The 16,861-nt window shown below is 69.1% G+C and carries 15 protein-coding genes; 6 read left to right on the forward strand and 9 right to left on the reverse strand.

What is annotated here, in order from left to right:
* Positions 1-300: 300 nt before the first annotated feature.
* Complete coding sequence (locus OO71_RS35150) at positions 301-996, reverse strand: GntR family transcriptional regulator (protein WP_033294323.1); 696 nt, start codon at positions 994-996, stop codon at positions 301-303.
* A 787-nt stretch (positions 997-1,783) separates the two neighbouring features.
* On the opposite strand from OO71_RS35150, the gene OO71_RS35155 reads away from it, so the two are divergent.
* Together OO71_RS35155 and OO71_RS52605 are read left to right on the forward strand one after the other, a co-directional pair.
* Positions 1,784-2,257: a hypothetical protein gene (locus OO71_RS35155; protein WP_033294324.1), complete on the forward strand. Its 474-nt coding sequence runs from the start codon at positions 1,784-1,786 to the stop codon at positions 2,255-2,257.
* A gap of 1,149 nt (positions 2,258-3,406) precedes the next feature.
* Entirely contained in the window at positions 3,407-4,021 is a 615-nt protein-coding gene (locus tag OO71_RS52605; protein ID WP_245633884.1) for a trypsin-like serine peptidase, read from the forward strand.
* A 314-nt stretch (positions 4,022-4,335) separates the two neighbouring features.
* Here OO71_RS52605 and OO71_RS35165 read toward each other — a convergent pair whose 3' ends face one another.
* From OO71_RS35165 to OO71_RS50545, 4 genes are all read right to left on the reverse strand, one after another.
* Positions 4,336-4,896 carry a dihydrofolate reductase family protein gene (locus tag OO71_RS35165; protein ID WP_033294326.1) on the reverse strand — a complete coding sequence of 187 codons (561 nt, stop codon included), beginning with the start codon at positions 4,894-4,896 and terminating at the stop codon, positions 4,336-4,338.
* 251 nt (positions 4,897-5,147) lie between these two features.
* Positions 5,148-6,005 (reverse strand): hypothetical protein, encoded by an 858-nt coding sequence (locus OO71_RS35170; protein WP_156096712.1) that lies wholly within the window; start codon positions 6,003-6,005, stop codon positions 5,148-5,150.
* A 795-nt stretch (positions 6,006-6,800) separates the two neighbouring features.
* The gene (locus tag OO71_RS52610; protein ID WP_342669968.1) at positions 6,801-7,538 is read right to left on the reverse strand and encodes a CehA/McbA family metallohydrolase; all 738 of its coding nucleotides are present in this window, start codon (positions 7,536-7,538) and stop codon (positions 6,801-6,803) included.
* Between the two features lie 1,252 nt (positions 7,539-8,790).
* Positions 8,791-8,952, reverse strand: a complete 162-nt coding sequence (locus OO71_RS50545) for a hypothetical protein (protein WP_156096713.1) — start codon at positions 8,950-8,952, stop codon at positions 8,791-8,793.
* Positions 8,953-9,139: 187 nt separating this feature from the next.
* Between OO71_RS50545 and OO71_RS35180 the strand changes: the two genes are divergently transcribed.
* Positions 9,140-9,655, forward strand: a complete 516-nt coding sequence (locus tag OO71_RS35180) for a 2'-5' RNA ligase family protein (RefSeq protein WP_033294327.1) — start codon at positions 9,140-9,142, stop codon at positions 9,653-9,655.
* Here the strand turns inward: OO71_RS35180 and OO71_RS35185 are convergent.
* Genes OO71_RS35185 through OO71_RS35195 form a run of 3 tightly spaced genes read right to left on the reverse strand, consistent with a single transcriptional unit; the run spans position 9,597 to position 11,723 of the window.
* Positions 9,597-10,676 (reverse strand): hypothetical protein, encoded by a 1,080-nt coding sequence (locus OO71_RS35185; RefSeq protein WP_033294328.1) that lies wholly within the window; start codon positions 10,674-10,676, stop codon positions 9,597-9,599. The genes OO71_RS35180 and OO71_RS35185 overlap by 59 nt on opposite strands.
* A 7-nt stretch (positions 10,677-10,683) precedes the next feature.
* On the reverse strand, positions 10,684-11,268 hold the full coding sequence (locus OO71_RS35190; protein ID WP_033294329.1) for a hypothetical protein: 585 nt from the start codon (positions 11,266-11,268) through the stop codon (positions 10,684-10,686).
* 11 nt (positions 11,269-11,279) lie between these two features.
* Positions 11,280-11,723 carry a transcriptional regulator gene (locus OO71_RS35195; protein ID WP_033294330.1) on the reverse strand — a complete coding sequence of 148 codons (444 nt, stop codon included), beginning with the start codon at positions 11,721-11,723 and terminating at the stop codon, positions 11,280-11,282.
* Positions 11,724-11,955: 232 nt separating this feature from the next.
* On the opposite strand from OO71_RS35195, the gene OO71_RS35200 reads away from it, so the two are divergent.
* Together OO71_RS35200 and OO71_RS35205 are read left to right on the forward strand one after the other, a co-directional pair.
* On the forward strand, positions 11,956-12,897 hold the full coding sequence (locus OO71_RS35200) for an NAD-dependent epimerase/dehydratase family protein (protein WP_033294331.1): 942 nt from the start codon (positions 11,956-11,958) through the stop codon (positions 12,895-12,897).
* On the forward strand, positions 12,894-15,059 hold the full coding sequence (locus tag OO71_RS35205) for a glycosyltransferase (protein WP_033294332.1): 2,166 nt from the start codon (positions 12,894-12,896) through the stop codon (positions 15,057-15,059). Before OO71_RS35200 ends, OO71_RS35205 begins: the two co-directional genes overlap by 4 nt.
* Here the strand turns inward: OO71_RS35205 and OO71_RS35210 are convergent.
* On the reverse strand, positions 14,989-15,495 hold the full coding sequence (locus tag OO71_RS35210) for a GtrA family protein (RefSeq protein WP_033294333.1): 507 nt from the start codon (positions 15,493-15,495) through the stop codon (positions 14,989-14,991). The two genes, OO71_RS35205 and OO71_RS35210, sit on opposite strands and share 71 nt — an antisense overlap.
* 187 nt (positions 15,496-15,682) lie before the next feature.
* Here OO71_RS35210 and OO71_RS35215 point away from each other — a divergent pair, with 187 nt between their 5' ends.
* The gene (locus OO71_RS35215; RefSeq protein ID WP_033294334.1) at positions 15,683-16,840 is read left to right on the forward strand and encodes an NAD-dependent epimerase/dehydratase family protein; all 1,158 of its coding nucleotides are present in this window, start codon (positions 15,683-15,685) and stop codon (positions 16,838-16,840) included.
* Positions 16,841-16,861: the final 21 nt, after the last annotated feature.

The raw sequence follows: 16,861 nt of genomic DNA on the forward strand, positions 1-16,861 counted from the left end.
CATCCGGGTCTCGCCCGGAACCCGCCACGTGACTCACTGCCCGGGCCGCACCGCTCGAGCCCCGCAGCCCAAACTCCGTCACCCGAGTCCCGCTGCCTTGGGCCGGTTCCCCTCACCACGGCCACTGATCTCTTGCCGACGCGACCTCTCCACCCCAGCCCGGCCGCCCACGCCGTGCTGCCCGCTACCCGGGCCCGCCACCCGGCACGACCTCCAAGGTCACCCTCCCCAGGCGGCCCCTGACCTCACCGCCCGACCTGCCCACCCGGCGACCCCCGCCTAGCCCACACCCCGCGCGGACTATTCCGGCGCAAGCACGCCCTGCGCAGCGAGGAAGTCGACGAGAAGGTCACCCGCCTCCCGGATGTGCGCCGCCATCGCCTCCCGTGCGACATCGGGTTCATTGTCCGCGAGGGCGGACAAAATCCGGTCATGGTCGTCGCGGGCGAGGAGCGGCCAGCCGGGAATGTCAGCGTAGGCGGAAAAGGGAACGTAGCGCAGGGTCAGCGACAGCATCCAGGTGAGCTTGGGCGCCGCAGCCGCCCGGTTGACCATGCGATGCAACGCGAAGTCCGCCCGCTCGGTCGCCTGGAGATCCCCATCGGCGACGGTTTTCTCGATCTCGCGCTGGAGATCGTCGATCCGCCCGAGATCGGCGTCAGCGAGCCGGTCCGCCGCACGCGCCGCCAGTTCACCGGAGACGTAGGCTTGCATCGCGTAAACGTCGACGACATCCCGGCGCGTCACCGGAACCACCCGAAACCCCCGCCCAGGCCGGAAATCGACCATCCCTTCCCCAGCGAGCGCCATGAGCGCCTCACGCACGGGAGTCGCACTGACCCCCAGCCGATCGGCCAGATGCTCGGTCCGCAGCCGTTCCCCGCCGCGGACCTCCCCGGTCAGAATGAGGTCACGGACCTGCTTGGCCACCCGGGGGCTGAGCCGCTCTCCCGGCTGCCGCGGTTCGCCTGCAGGCGCCTCTCCCGGTTTCCGCACTCCCCCCGGCTGCACCTCCCCCGGCCGACGCACTTGACCTGGATTCGCGGCCACCCATTGCCGACTTCCCGCCGCCTGCAACACTTCACCTGACGGGCGCGCTTCACCTGCTCGCACCCCGTCCGGCCGCCCCTCACCCAATGGCGCTCCTCCTTGCCGCATCCCGCCGGGCCGCACCAGTCCTTGCCGCACTGCTCTTTCTGCTCTACACCGCAATTCTCCCGGCTACGCTTCTCCTTGCCATACCACCCGACCGTGCCAGCCCCGGCCAGTTCTCACCTTCCGGCCGCGCCCGCCCCGCCTTTCACCGTCCAGCCGCACTCGCCTCGGCCACCTCCGCCTTCCAGCCGCACCCACCCCAGCCGCCTTTCACCGTCCAGCCGCACTCACCTCGGCCACCTCCGCCTTCCAGACGCACTCGCCCCAGCCACCGATCACCGCCAGGCCGCGCTCACGATGGACACCTCCCACGATCCGGCCGCACTCCCGCCGCAGGGCCACCGCGCTCCATCAGCCGCCTCACCGCTCGCGGTTCCTTCTTCCACCCGGCCGAACCTCCCCGCCGCCCCGCATCCCGACTCCCGCATTTTCCTGTCCCTGCCGCGAAACTCCCGCAGTCCGCGGCGACGATCCCGACATCCTAGCGCCCAGCCGCAATTGTGATGCCCATCACATTTTCCGGAGATGAGAACCCGCGACCGGCACCCCGTCGACTATCCGGATGAACCCCAAACCCGGGGTTCACACCACCGAGTGTCCTCAATGGACACACGAGGGAGGAACCGGAATGTCTTTCACTGCAAGCAAGGGACGCGTCATCACCGGTCTGGTCGCCGCAGCCGCCATCATCACGGGCGGCACCATCGGAGTCGCCGCCGCATCGGCCGCCCCGGTCTCGGGCGCGCACGGAGTCACCGCAAGTCCAGCCGACCACGCGGCCGCAGCCCCAGCCGACGACCAGCCCCCGGCCGGTGCCCGCGCAGTCGTGAAGGTCGAGCCTAACCCCGCATTCCGCGGCGACGAGGTCACGATCACGGGCAACTGCGGCGGCGGCAAGGGCCTGAAGGAGGTCATCGGCGGCGTCCCCGGCAGCCCGGTCCTCACGGACATCAAGATCGTCGACGCAAGTCCCGAGAACTTCGTCGCCAAGGCGAAGATCGGCGACAAGGTCGGCAACGGGGTAGGCCCGGTGATGGTCGACTGCGGCGGCGAAGCCGGCGTGACTCTCCTGGTCACCCACACCCACCCGAAGAACCAGTAAGGAGCAAGCAACGCCGCATCCGGGTCAGGATCCCGCAGCAGACCTCCCAGCACATGAAGCTGGGGCTGTGCGAGGCTCCGCCCGGACGCGCCAAATGCTCACCATGAGTTCCGCCCAGACCCGGCTGACATACGAAGCCGGGCTGGGCGGAGCCCCGCCTTGGACCCCTGCGGACGCCGGGCACGGGCCTCGACCCGACCCCGCCAAGGCCGACGTCGCTGCGTCCGCCGGGCCACGCCATCAACACACCTGGAGGTACTGCACTGGACCAATCCTGATCTCACCTGCCGAACGCCCGATCCCGAGCAGCCGCAGGAAGCGACGCAGGACGCCGTGGGCTGAGATCAGCCCACCAGACCCACCCGGCTCACATCGGGAGCTGCGCCACATCGGGAGCTGCGCCTACAGCGCGAACTAGGCCCACAGCGGGAGCTAGGCCACAGCGCGGGCTGGGCCACAGCGCGGCTGGGCCACAGCGCGGCTGGGCCACAGCGCGAGCTGGGCAAGCCGACGTGCCATGAGGTGGACCCCACTGCGTCACGGTGTGTCCCGGGCTCGGTCGCGGCTGGCCTGGCTGAGGTGCACACGCTGGCCCGCCACTCGTACGCACGCACGACGCCGTCATGTCCCGACGGAATCCCCAGCTGCGGGTGGCTTCGCCGGTGCTGTGAACGGATGTGCAGGCGCTGTGAGGTTCCTGTGCATCCGACCTTCCGGGATGCTCCGCGGACGTCGCCATGGTCACCTTGATGCATGAAGGTCAACGGCTACCGGGCGGCGCTGGTGGTGTGCGCAGCAGCGGTACTCGTCGCGACAGGCGGCGCGACCGCGGTCGTCGACACGGCTGCCGTCACGGATACCGCCTCCGCCAGTGCGGCCCGCGGCGCCGGACATGCGGGCTCGCCGAGCGGTGCCGTCGGCGCGGGTTCCCTCGGTACTGCCACCCGCGAAAACGGGGCGGGTTCCAACGGCGCCGGTGCGTCTCGCGGGACGAGCCCAGCCACCGGTGTGGGGACGCCGGGTGGAACGGGTACGTCGAGCGGGGCGGGAACGTCGGCTGGCACAGGGACATCGGGCGGCACGGGAACGGCGGGCGGCACGGGAACATCAGGTGGCGCTGACACGTCGCGCGGCGCAAGCTCGGGCGGCGTGGCGAGTGCTGCCGTCGGCGCGTTGTTCGCTGATGGCAAGCACTTCTGCTCGGCCAGCGTGGTGCACAGCCCAAGCGGCGACCTCGTCCTCACCGCAGCGCACTGCCTCGGCGACGACATCACCGCGGTCACCTTCGAACCCGGCTACCACGATGGCGTCGCGCCGTACGGCCGTTGGCAGGTCACCGCGGCCGCGGTGCCGGACGGGTGGCGGAATTCGTCGGACCCGGATCTCGACTTCGCGTTCCTCACGGTCGCTCAGCCCGGGTCCGCGAGCCTCGAAAGCCTGACCGGGGCCAACCGGCTCGGCGTCGGCCAAGGGTTCACGCACACCATCACCCTCACCGGGTACCCCGACGACACCGAGGAACCGGTGGTCTGCACCGGAACCACAACTCAGTCCGATGCCTACCAGCAGAGCGTCGCCTGTCCTGGTTTCCCGGACGGCACCAGCGGTGGCCCGTGGGTCACGAACACCGACCCGGCCACCGGGCTCGGCACCGTGATCGGAGTGATCGGCGGGTACGAAACCGGCGGCGCCACCGCGGATGTCTCGTACAGCGCCTATTTCGACGGAGACATCGCGCAGCTCTACGCCTCAGCGACCAGCTGACCTGCCTGGCATCGACGGAGTCCAGAGCGAAGCCGTCATCCCCGGACGCGGAGAGGTACCGCGCGATCGGCCCGAGCACGAAACAAGGCTGTCGTTCAGGGGCGCGGGGGTGTTCGTCGCACGCAGGTGGACGGGTTGAGCGCGGTGATCGGGCGCGGTCCAACCGATCTTGTCCTCTGCGCCGGCTGGGCAAACAACGCCTCCAGCACCCGGTCCCACGTGCCATCCGGCAACGATTGAAACCGGGGCGAACTCACCCGCGCATCATGCCGTGATTTCGCGGATGAGTTCCGACCCACGCGGCGAAATCGCGCTCACCGCCTCTCGTACCTGGTCATGACCACCCCACCGGGAAACGCCTGCGTCTCCACCAGGTTCAGGTTCACCCAGCTGTCCAGTGCGGTGAAGAACGGCGCACCGCCGCCCACCAGGACCGGATGGGTCACGATCTCGTACTCATCGACCAGCCCTGCCCGCATGGCCGCCGCGGCCAGCATGGCACCGCCGACCCTCATCGGTCCGCCGTCCCCGGCCTTGAGCCGGGTGATCTCGGCGATCGCGTCGCCGGTCACGATGCGGGTGTTCCAGTCGACCTTGTCGATCGTGGCGGAAAACAGCACCTTCGGGGTGTCCCGCCAGTTCCGTGCGAACTCGATCTCCGCCGGAGTGGCACCCGGCCGCTGGTCACCCGTCGGCCAGTGGGAACTCATCGTCTCCCACAGCCGGCGCCCGTACAGGAACAATTCGATCGCCTGCTCCTGCTCGAGCCACCACTGGAACAGCTCGTCACTCGGTGCGCTCCAGCCGAGGTCATCGCCGGGCGCGGCGATGTAGCCGTCCAGGCTCAGGTTCATCCCGTAGATCAGCTTCCGCATGGCGCCATCCTTCCGTCAGCCGGTCCGAGGCGCATGGACACGAGCGACGCAGAGCCCTCATCGGGCCTTGCAGGGCCGCGGCGCCCCGACCAATGCCGCGCACCCCAACATCTATTCAGGAAAGACTTTAGACACCGCGCGCCAGCAGCCAACCGGACGGCAGCCAGCCCCTTAGGAGCTACACAACCGTCCAGGCATGGCGGGCAACCCAGCGGCGCACGTTGTGCGAACCGACTCGGCCAGGAGGAGCGTCAGCCTGAGCTTGCCGGGGTGGCCGGGACCTGGTGCAGGGAAAGGTTCTGTCCGGCGTTGGGGTCGGCGGCCCACTCGCCCGATTCCGCGGTCCAGGTCTGACCGGCGAAGCTGACCCGGTCGACACCCAGCTTGGCGGCTCGTCCCACCAGCCAAGCGGCGATTCGCCAGCCTTCCGCAGGTGGGTGGGCACCGCTCAGACGGGCGGTGCCCAACTCGGCGTTGGCAGCAGTCACGAGGTTCACCGGCGGGCCGACGGTGATGTCGCGGCAGGTCAGCGCCGCCGGATACTGGCCGGTCAATGCTGCCGCCAGTGCGCTGGCTTCCGGCTCCCACTGGGCGTACGCGTCCGGGGCGCCCGAGCGCTGTACTGCTTGGGCCGCCTCGGTGATCGGGATCGTCTGCCAATCCTCGAGTTTGGCCAGCTTTTTGTAGAACTCCGTTGCCGAGTAGACCGGGTCCTGCAGTTGCTCCGGGGTACCCCAGCCCTGGCTCGGGCGCTGCTGGAACAGGCCGATCGAGTCGCGGTCGCCGCCGCTCAGGTTGCGAAGTTTGGACTCCTGCAGGGCAGTGGCCAGCGCGATCGTGACGGCGTGCGCGGGCATGCCCTGTTTGCTGCCGACCGCAGCGATGGTGGCCGCGTTGCTCATCGGATCCGGTTGGAGGGTGTATTGGGGCGGGGATGCGTCGTTCGGGCCCTTCGGCAGCGTGACGGTACAGCTGGGGTTCTTGATCTCTCCCCCACGCGTGAACATGACCACCACGACAACCACGGCCGCGAGGGCAAGGACGACCGCAATGATCGCCGCCCGTAGGCCACACCCGCGCACCCGTTGCCCGCCCTTCGCTGGCCGCACCTTGCCTCAGTACACAGTCTGCCCGGACGTCGCAGGTGGGAGTCCCGCGGGTGGTCCGGGTGGGGCCGACGTCACGTGCAAGGGCGAACGACATAGCCGGACCAAGGCATCGCTGTGCGTGCAGGCAGCGCCGCGGGCTAGTAGGCGGGCCGGACGCGGGCGGCGCAGTGTTTTGAGGCGGTGCCGGAAGCGGGCCTACAGACGCGGCGATGCGGGTGGCACCGGCGGCCCCGGGCGGACATACCGGGCGACGGGCCAGACGCGGGCGTCGCAATGCGCGCAGGGTGACGTTGGGGGCGGAACATAGCGGACGGAGGAGTCGAAACCGGGGCCGCAGCGCGCGGGTCGTGTTAGGGGGCGCAAGTAGGCGGGTACGCGGCGGGACCGGAACCGGACGTCACAGCGCGCACGTGCGGCGGCCGGCGGCCGGACGTGGGGGCGCCCAAACGGCGCGGCGGGCCCCGAGGGCCTGACTGGCGCGCGAGGACCCAGGCCCGCATGGCGCAGCAGGTCCTGGGGCCTGACTAACGCGGCAGGACCCGACGCCAGGCTGGCGCGGCAGGACCCGAGGCCAGGCGGGATTCGATCCGGGTCTCCGAGCGGCACAGCGGGGCCAGACCCGGGCGTGCCAGCCCGGCGGGATCCCGGCTGGCGCGGCAAAGCGGCACCCGGGCGGTCGGCGTCGCGCGGGCAGCGACATCGCGAGGGTCCGGAGGCGTCGCGGAGTCCGGAGGCGCACGGGTGAGCGAGCCAAGCGTGGCCGGAACACCACCGACGTAAAGACATCCACGTGGCTCAGCCGGCGTTGGGCGCGCCCAGGAAGATCGGGTTCGACATGGCGACCATGGCGTTCGGCGTGGGCGTGGCGGGGGTCGTCGGCGGGTGGCGGACTTCCACTCGTACCCAGCGGCTGTAGCGGGGGTACGTGGTCCACGTGACCGTTACGGCTCCGGATGCGGGTACCGGCTCACTGTGCTCCGGGCCGAGCTGGTCCAGGAACGTCACCGTGGTGCCGGGGGCACCGCGGACCTCGGCGCGGACCGTGACGGGCGTTCCCGTTCCTGCGGGGAGGCGGCCGCCGATGGTTGCCTTCTGGCCGGCGCCGGACGCCGTGAAGTCGAGTTGTACCTCCTTCGATTCGGCAAGCCATGATCGGCCTGCTTTGAGCCCGGCCAGCAGCTCAGCGCGGCCCAGCCGGTCCGCTTGGACGACCGTGTGCGGGAGGGCCACGATCTGGTCCGGGTTGTGTGCGTCGGAATCGCCGATGGCGGGGATCCAGCGGCCGCCGCGGAGGAGGCCGTCCCAGTGGGTGACGCTTGCTTCGTCTTCTGTGGTCCACGGGCCGTTCCAGACCTCGACCAGGTCGGCGATCTCGTAGGCGAACTCGTACGTGCAGCCGAAGCAGTTCGCGAACGGGTGCGCGGCCGTGACCAGGCCGCCTGCCCGGTGGACCTGGTCGGTGAACCGCCGGAAATCGGCCGGGTCGGCCGCGCGGTAGCGCCAGTCGATCCAGGTGCCCGGCGGCAGGCCGATCGCGGGCCAATGGCCGGACCGGGGTGGTGACCTCCTCGCCGTTCAGGATCAGCAGGTCGCCGGTGGCGTGGTCGCCCCACACCAGCTGCGAGCTCGACGTGTTGTGGTCGGTGGACACGATGAAGTCCAGGCCGGCTGCCCGCGCGTCGGCCACCAGCTGCTGCGGCGTGCGCCGTCCGTCGGAGTGGATCGTGTGCAGATGGCAGTCGCCGCGGTACCACGAGCGGCCGCGATCGCGGGCGGGCGCGGACGCGGGCGCCGGGTTCGGCCTGAACGGCGGTGCGTCGTCGCGGCCGAACGTGAGCGTGATGTCCACGCGGTAGTTCATGCCTTGCGGCGCAACGGTGTACGGGCCGAGGATCACGTGCCACCGGCCGGACGTGATCGGGCCCGCGAGGTACCCGGGCGTCGCGGACGACGCGCTCAGCGAGAACCGGTCCCGGAATCCGCCGGACCAGCCGCGGAAGCCCCGGCGGGTGCCGAGCTCGTGTCCCTCGGGCCCGAACATCCCGATGTCGCAGGCATTCCCGCGGGTGCCCGCCGGTACGGCAGGCTTGTCGTAGGAGTAGACGACGTCGATCTGCTTGACCCCGCGCGGCACGTCGACCGGCAGGTAGTACCAATCCGGCACGTCCGGCCGGAACGCGCCGGTGACCGTCTTGGTCTGCTGCCCGGAACCGGACGCGGGCGCGGCGAACGACACCCCCGGCACCACGCCCATCGCCGCCCCGGCCGCGACCACGCCACCGGCCCGCAGCATGGCGCGCCTGCTCAGCTCCCCAGTGGACATCTGCGCACCTCCGCATGGAAGAAGTCGCGCCGACGCTAGCGAGCCGCGCCAAGCCGATCAACGACGCCAGGGTGAACACTCGGCGATCCAGCGCCGCGCGTACCCGGGCACGCAGTCCTCTCCTCCTCCTACCGGCACCGTTTTCCGGTGCCGCCCAACCGATCCGCCAGTGCATGAACGGGTTGTAGGCCATCGCTCCCCCTCCGTGACTTCGTCGATCACCGTTGTAGCAACCGGCACCGACAAAACCTGTCGGGAGCAGAGGCGGCGGCCACCCGATCGAGCCACCAATCGAGGCGACATCAGCCCGGCACAGCGGACCCGGCCGTGCCCCGTATTTGTTGCAGGAGAACAGAAATCCCGACCACAAGACGCACGCGGGCCGACCCGAGATCCGCCACACGTCCAGGTGAACCGGGACCCTGCGATACGGATTCCTGAGGACGGGAATGCGCGGAAACGTCAGCCGCGCGACCCGATCAATTCCCTTTCCGGCGCGGGCCGCCCCGCCGCGGGACGGAGCGGAACACAAGCCATCAGCAGGAAACCCGCCACGACGCCCAGGAGCACGTGGCCGGTGACGGCACACAATCCGCACAATGCGGTCCATAGGACGATCTTCATCCACCGAGTGTAGGCCCGCACCGAATCGGCGAAGCGAGATTTGGGAAAGACTTAGGGTTCGCTTAAGCCGCATTCTGCCGCCGAAAAAGATCGGCGCGGAAATGAAATAGGGTTGCCTTTCCTACCCCGCACCCCGGCTCTTCCCCCGGACGGACCGGCCCGAAGCGGATCCGGCAGGATCACGGCCGTGCCCGGAACCAGTGCCCTCGTCGTCACCCTTCCCGACGCCGCCGTCCTGCTCGACGTCGCCGCGGCCGTCGACCCCGGCCTCGTCCGCCCTGGGCTGCCACCGCACGTCACAGCGCTCTATCCTTTCCTTCCCGCCGACCGCCTCACCGAACGGATCGACGACGAGGTACGCGCCCTCGCAACGGAATTCGAAGCGACCGACGTGCCCATGACCGACCTGGTCACCGCGCCGGGATTCGTCGCGGCGGCAACGCCCGCGCTGCAGCCGCTCACCGACGCGGCGTGCGATCGCTGGCCCGACACCAAGCCGTACGGTGGCCGATTCGGTTCGCACCCGCCCGCGCACCTCACGATCGCCCTCGGCGGCACCGACGACCAGCGCGCCGAAGTCGCCGAGCGCGCCGCTGCCGTGTTGCCGATCCACGGCCGGGCCGAGACGTTGCACCTCGTCGTCCTCACTGAGCAGGGCTGGCAGCTCCGGCTGTCGGCGCCGCTCGGAACTCCCGCGCAATAGCCCGCAACCGCGCGACATCGGCCGCGAAAGCGGTCTCAGCGACTGCATCAGGGGCTGCCGAAGCCGCAGTGGAATCCGGCGCACTGCGCAACATCTGCACCGCGGCGACAGCGGGTACGAGCGGGCCCACCCCGGCCAGCAGAAGCCCGTCGTTGATCTCGCTCATCATCGTCAGCAGCCGCTCGCGGCCGGTTCCCGACGCTTGATCAAGGCGCACGATCTCCGGATACCGCTCAGTGAGAAAGAGCCGTAACGGACGCAACATCGCCCGCGTGCGCGCATCCCGCACGGACCGCCGCACCGCAGGCAACGCGGGCAAAGTCAGCCCCACCACGATCAACAGCACCGAAATCGCCGGAAATCCCACCGCCAGCGCGCATCGGGCGGTCGAAAACGCACCGCGGCACACCTTCGCCACCGGATGGTCGTCGGTCAAGTCGCTGATCAGATCGACAATTTTCCCGGCCAGATAAGCAAACGCGAACACACAGGCCACGAGCATGCTGCTCAGCCCGGCCCGCAGTGCACCCCGGCCCGCGCGCACTGCCCCGACCGACACGGCAGCGATGTCCGCCACCGCCAGCCCGAGGTACAGCGTGTAGACGACGATGTACACGATCAACGTCGGATTCGAGCGGTACAGCTCGTCGAACAGCCCGACGCCGGTAGGCAGCCCGCGCGTCGCGAAGAACGACACCGTCAGCACTACGAGCGCGACCACGAGTACGCCGAGCCGCGCGCGTCGCCTGCGCTGCGCGACACCACCGATCTCCGCGACAGTCACCTCGATGCCGTACGCAGCCACCATCGTCGCGAGGTTCGACAGCAGCCGCCCCAGGCTCGGGTACAGCTGACTCTCCACTGCCTGCGCACTGTTCGAGAGGAGGCACAGCGCGATGCCGAGGGCGATCAGGCTGGTCGCAAGGCCCGCGCCGGCCCCGGTCCGCCGCGCTCGCACCGCGCGCCAGACGCCGACCGCGAGAGCGAACAGGCCGACCCCGAAGAAGAGGACGTCAATCATCCGCGCACTACCCGAGCAGCGACGCGAAGCGACGCGCGCGATCAGCAGCCGGGCCTGATGCACCAGGCCGCAGCGGCACGTCGTCCGACGTGGCTGCACTCATCAGGAACACCGCAATGAGCTCCGCTTCGTACTCGTCGCCGTCCGTCGTGACCCGCGTGAGCAGGTGCGACAGCAGGTCAGCGCTCAGGTCGGGCGCAACGGCGGCGGCTTCGGCTTCGGTCAGCACGCATTCGCCCTGGTGCTCGCACAGCAGGTGCGCGATTTCGTGCGCGATGATGTGGTCCTGATGCAGCACCGACGTGCTGGACGCGTATGCGATCAGGTCGAAATCGTCGTGCCGCTGCCAGGCGCCGGACGGCTGCCCGGGCGCGTAGTCGACGGCCACCAGGTCGATGTCCCGGCCACGATGCTGCTCGAGCCGGTCGATCCACGCGTTCATCGACCACGGCTGCGGGGCCGGCACGTCCCGAAGCAGGTCACGCACCCGCGTACGGGCGCGTACGCGCACACTCGGGTCGATCTCTCCTCCCGAGGCGATCGGCGGTAGGACCAGCCGGGTACACGACGGCGTACCGGCAGCTGTCAGCATAGCTGCCCGCGTCACTCCGGCTTGCGTCCGCGCCGCGTGCGATCACGCTCCGCGGCGTAGCTGCCGAGCTGGTCGAGCAGGGCGGACACAGTCTCCCGGTCGCGCGGGGACAGCTGCATCGCGCGCTGCGCCAGATCGCGCGCCTGGGTGTCGCGCCAGGCGACGACGTCGGCGACCTGGCCGTCGACCTGCTCGGCGACCTCGTCGTCGAAGAAGTAGGTGACCGGCACGCCGAAGAATTTCGCGAGCGCCTGGATGTGCGACCGCTTCGGGTCGCGCCGGGCGCCGACGGCGAGCTGCTGCACGTGCGTGGCCGACATGCTGACCCCGGTGACGTCGGCGACGCCCTGGGCGATCTCGCGGTACGAGTACGGCTTGCGGTCGGGCGGGTGCACCGTCGCGATCAGGTGCGCCAGCCGCTGCGCGAAGCTGCGCTCGTCGTCCTGCTCGGCCATGCCGCCCCCAACCAGCCGTCCTCGATCCGTAACAGTGCCGAGCATAACCGTCACGCAAACTTGACACCACCTGTCCCGTTCCAGTTACACTCCCAGCGCGCGCTGTTTCGAAAACTAAACACCGGGATCCGCGTGTGGCCACTGGGGGTGCCCACACGCGGTCCCGCACGTGCCCGGAACACTCACCGGAATACACAAGGCGCGCACAGCGGGCGGAGGTAGGTTGTCCGCCATGGCACTCCCCCGCGGTCCCGAAAGGACACCTGTCGTGATCACCGGCGGCAGTGGGTTCATCGGGCGCGCCGCGGTGCGCGCGTTCCGTACGCACGGCTATCCGGTCACTGTTGTGGACCGGGTGCGATACGAGACCACAGACGACGTACGCGTGATAGTCGGCGATCTGCGTGACGCCGAGACCCGCGAAGCCGCCTTCGCGGACGGCGTCGGCGGCGTTGTCCACCTTGCCGCTCTTACGTCCGTGCTGAAGTCAGTGGAGCTGCCGCGCGAGACGTACGCGGAGAACGTCGAGGTGACGCACGAGCTCCTCGAACTGTGCCGTGAACGCGAAGTACCACGGTTCGTCCTCGCGTCCACGAACGCAGTCATCGGCGACGTCGGCACCGACACCATCACTGTCGACCTTCCGACTCGACCGCTCACGCCGTACGGCGCCACCAAAGCTGCGTGCGAGATGCTGCTGTCCGGCTACGCGGGTGCGTACGGGATAACCACGTGCGCGTTGCGGTTCACCAACGTGTACGGACCCGGCATGTCGCACAAGGACAGCTTCGTCCCGCGCATGATGCGCGCAGCGTTGAACGGTGAGGGCGTGCGCGTGTACGGGACCGGTGAGCAACGCCGTGACCTCGTACATGTCGATGACGTGGTACGCGCGATCGTGCTTGCGTACGAGAGCGGGTACACGGGCCGTGCGATCGTCGGCGCCGGACGCTCCGTGTCAGTGCTCGAAATGGTCGAGACCGTACGCGCGGTGACCGGTGCCGCGCTGCCCGTCGAGCACGTACCTGCGCCGGCCGGGGAAATGCCGGCGGTGGTCGTCGACGTCTCGGCGAGCGCGGAAACGATCGGCTACCAGCCGGAAGTCGCCCTGTCCGACGGCCTGGCCACGGCGTGGAAGTACTTCGCCGGTCTGGACCGGGCCGAGGCGCCGTGACCGGGTTCCTCCGCCGCCATGCCCTCCTGCTGGTGTTCCTCGCCGCAGGCGCCACGCTGCGGGTGCTGACCTGGGTCGCGTACCAGCCCGCGCTGCTGTACATCGATTCCTTCCGCTACCTGGACAACCTTCACGCACTGCGCGCCGACCAGCTCAACCCCATCGGCTACGACCTGCTGCTCCGTCCGCTGCTCGCGATCGGCGGCCTGTCGTTCGTCGCCGCGGTGCAGCACCTGGGCGGCCTCGCGATCGCGGTCGGGATCTACGCGCTGGCCCGGCGGCTCGGCGCCCGCCGCTGGGTGAGCGCGCTGGCGACGGCTCCGCTGCTGCTCGACGCCTACCAGCTGCAGATCGAGCAGAACATCATGTCCGAGGTGCTCTTCGAAGCCCTGCTGCTCGGACTGCTGTGGCTCTTGCTGGCCAACGGGAAACCGAACTGGCGGCGGATCGCGCTCGCCGGGCTCGTCGTCGGTTTCGCGGTGCTGGTAAGGCTGGTCGGCGTCACGCTCGCGGTGCCGTTCCTGCTGTATGTGCTCACCACCGGCCGTGCGTGGCACGGGCTGCGCAACGCCGGGATCGGGCTGCTCGCGATGCTCGTCGTGGTGGTGCCGTACGCAGCGGAAGTCAAGGTGCAGACGGGGAAATGGGGCCTGAGCGGGCCGTCCGGCAGCATGCTGTACGGCCGCACCGCAGCGGTCGCCGACTGCCCGAAGCTCAATCTCGACCCGGTCCTGCGGACATTCTGCCCCGCCGAGCCCGTCGCCACGCGGCTCGTCGACAGCTACACGCACGCCGACCTCGACCCGGCATGGCCCGGACCACTGCCGCCCGGCGCGGACAAGGCCGCGCTGGCGCACGACTTCGCGATAGCCGTTCTGAGGGTACAGTGGCGGGACGTAACGACGGCAATTCTGGGCGATTTCGCGAAGAGCTTCCAATTCACCCGCGACACCGCACTCACCGACGTGCCCATCGAACGGTGGCAGTTCCAGCTGACCTACCCGCAGTTCAACGAGCCCGCGGCAACGGCAGCGATCACGCGGCAGTACGACGGCATCGACCCCCGGGTCAACGAGCCGATCGCCGAGTTCCTGCGCAATTACCAGCTGGGCGGCGGATTCGTGCCCGGCGCAGTGCTCGGGTTCTTCGCCTTGCTCGGCCTGCTTACCCTGCTGCGCCGCAAGAAACCTCGCGACAAAGCCCGTAGCTGTGCGCTTTTCGCTGCCGGGACCGGGCTTTTCTTGCTGTTCGCCTCCGCAGTCTTCGAGTTTTCCTGGCGGTACCAGCTCCCAGCGCTCGTACTACTCCCCGTCGCGGGCGCTCTCGGCTTCACCACGCTCACCGCGGCAAGCCGGCGCCGTCTCGGCAGTTACCCCGACACTGTCGACGAAGGTGCCGTCGCGGACTTCCACGAGCGACACCCGGGCGCGCAGCTTTCCGAGCTGACTGTGGTGATCGCGGCGTACAACGAAGCTGGCGGTATCGGTCAGGTGCTCGAGAAGATGCCTGACGAATGTCTCGGGCACACAGTGGACGTCCTTGTGGTCGTCGACGGTGGTGCTGACAACACTGCTGCCATTGCGGAAGAACACGGCGCGTACGTGTGCGTCGCGCCGACTAACCGCGGCCAGGGAGCAGCGTTGCGCCTTGGATACCACCTTGCGGCCGAGAACGGCGCGAAGTACATAGTCACCACTGACGGCGACGGTCAGTACGACAACAGCGAAATGGCCGAACTGATCGCACCACTGCTCGACGACACGGCGGACTTCGTGACCGGGTCGCGGCGCCTGGGGCACGAAGAAGCGGACAGCCGGATGCGCTGGATCGGCGTACGCGTCTTCGCGTGGCTCGCATCGCTGCTCACGTGGCGGCGGATCACCGACACGTCATTCGGATTCCGTTCGCTTCGCGCCGAACTCGCGTGCGCGATTCCATTGAACGAGCCGCAGTATCAGTCATCAGAACTACTGCTGGGCGCGACCGCGCGAGGCGCGCGCGTGTTCGAACGGCCGATGAGTATGCGGCTTCGCAAGGCAGGTAAGAGCAAGAAGGGCGGCAGTGTTGTGTACGGCGCGAACTACGCGCGCGTCATGACTGGGACGTGGTGGCGGGGGTACGTGCTGCGCCGCGGTCGAAAACGTAGCGGTCGAGCAGCGTGAACTTCACGACGAACACCAGCGCGTAGCTGAGCACGTACGCCGCGTCGATGAGCACTACCCACCAGAAGTGCGGCAGCGCCAACGGGGCGAGCAGATGCCCGGTGAGCGTGGCCAGGCCGACCGAAGCAAGCCCACCGAGAGCAATGACCAGCAGGTAGGGCATCAATTCCCGGCGCATATCGGGACGGCCGCGGCGACCCCATACCCAGCGCCGGGTGACGACGAAGTTCAGCACCGCACCGGCCGTGAACGCGCACGCGCTCGCCAGCCACGGCGCACCGTTCACGGCGAGCACCGCGATCAGCACCGCCTGGCTCAGCAGCGTCGCCGCCACCGAACTCGTGGCCGCGCGGACGAAGCGCACCAAACCCCGGCGACGGGGTGAAGGGGATTCCTCCGTCGTGCGGGGCCCCGCCGCGTTGGTTAACGTCGTCATGCCCCCAGTGTCCCCTCGGGCCGCCGGAACCGCCGCGCGACCCCTCGGCCCACAGCGGATTCACAGCTGTCTGCCAGGCGCCCATCAGCACCCGGCGATTAGGTTCGGATCCGCAACCGCAGCAGGTCCGGAGGTCCCGCACGACGAGGCAACGGCTTGCCGCGCAAGGAAAGGAAGGGTGCTCCGGATGCGAGTGCTGGTTCTCGGCGGTGACGGCTACCTCGGCTGGCCCACCGCGCTGCACCTGTCGGACAAAGGTCACGAAGTGGCGGTTCTGGACAATTTCGCGCGGCGGCGGTACGACGTGGAGCTCGGCGCCGAAAGCCTGGTCCCGATCGAGGATCTGCCCACCCGCATCGAGGCGTGGCACGAGGTTTCGGGCCGCCGGATCACCAGCTACGAAGGCGATTTGCTGGACGCGGAGTTCCTCACGGCCGCGGTGCGCGGTTTCCGGCCGTCCGCGATCGTGCACTTCGCCGAGCAGCGGTCCGCGCCGTACTCCATGATCGACCGCGGGCACGCGGTGTACACGCAGCACAACAACGTCGTCGGAAACCTCAACCTGCTGTACGCGATCGCCGAAACCGACCCGGACATCCACCTCGTCAAGCTCGGCACGATGGGCGAGTACGGCACCCCGAACATCGACATCGAGGAAGGCTGGCTCGAAATCGAGCACAACGGCCGCCGCGATCGCATGCTGTACCCCAAGAAGCCGGGCTCGTTCTACCACCTGTCGAAGGTGCACGACTCGCACAACATCGAGTTCGCCTGCCGGATCTGGGATCTCCGCGCGACCGACCTCAACCAGGGCGTCGTCTACGGGCAGCAGACCCCGCAGACCGCGCTCGACCCGCGGCTGGCCACGCGGTTCGACTACGACGCGGTGTTCGGCACGGTGCTGAACCGGTTCGTGATCCAGGCAGTGCTGGGGCAGCCGCTCACGGTGTACGGCAAGGGCGGGCAGACCCGCGGGTTGATCGACATCCGCGACACGGTGGAATGCATCCGGCTGGCCGTGGAAAATCCGGCCGCGCGCGGCGAGTTCCGCGTGTTCAACCAGATGACCGAAAGCATGCCGGTGCGCGAGATCGCCGACGTCGTCGCCGAGTGCTTCCCCGGTCCGGTGCAGATCGAGAACCTGGACAACCCGCGGGTCGAGCAGCCGGAGCACTATTACCACGTCAAGCACACCGGGCTCGTCGGGCTCGGGCTGCAGCCGCACCTGCTGTCGGACACGTTGATCGAGTCGATGTTCGATATCGTCGGCGCGAACAAGCACCGGGTCGACAGCAACCTCCTGCGACCCGCCGTCCGGTGGCGCGCGGCGGTCGAAACGGCCTGATCAGCCGCGTGGGCGCCGAAA

The organism is Amycolatopsis jejuensis, from assembly GCF_000717335.1.
GTDB classification, from domain to species: domain Bacteria; phylum Actinomycetota; class Actinomycetes; order Mycobacteriales; family Pseudonocardiaceae; genus Amycolatopsis; species Amycolatopsis jejuensis.

Excerpts from the sequence above, each read along its gene's own strand:
- OO71_RS35155 (WP_033294324.1), top strand. The coding sequence starts at position 1,784 with ATGTCTTTCACTGCAAGCAAGGGACGCGTCATCACCGGTCTGGTCGCC.
- OO71_RS35165 (WP_033294326.1), bottom strand. The coding sequence starts at position 4,896 with ATGCGGAAGCTGATCTACGGGATGAACCTGAGCCTGGACGGCTACATC.
- OO71_RS50545 (WP_156096713.1), bottom strand. The coding sequence starts at position 8,952 with ATGAAGATCGTCCTATGGACCGCATTGTGCGGATTGTGTGCCGTCACC.
- OO71_RS35185 (WP_033294328.1), bottom strand. The coding sequence starts at position 10,676 with ATGATTGACGTCCTCTTCTTCGGGGTCGGCCTGTTCGCTCTCGCGGTC.
- OO71_RS35190 (WP_033294329.1), bottom strand. The coding sequence starts at position 11,268 with ATGCTGACAGCTGCCGGTACGCCGTCGTGTACCCGGCTGGTCCTACCG.
- OO71_RS35195 (WP_033294330.1), bottom strand. The coding sequence starts at position 11,723 with ATGGCCGAGCAGGACGACGAGCGCAGCTTCGCGCAGCGGCTGGCGCAC.
- OO71_RS35200 (WP_033294331.1), top strand. The coding sequence starts at position 11,956 with ATGGCACTCCCCCGCGGTCCCGAAAGGACACCTGTCGTGATCACCGGC.
- OO71_RS35210 (WP_033294333.1), bottom strand. The coding sequence starts at position 15,495 with ATGACGACGTTAACCAACGCGGCGGGGCCCCGCACGACGGAGGAATCC.
- OO71_RS35215 (WP_033294334.1), top strand. The coding sequence starts at position 15,683 with ATGCGAGTGCTGGTTCTCGGCGGTGACGGCTACCTCGGCTGGCCCACC.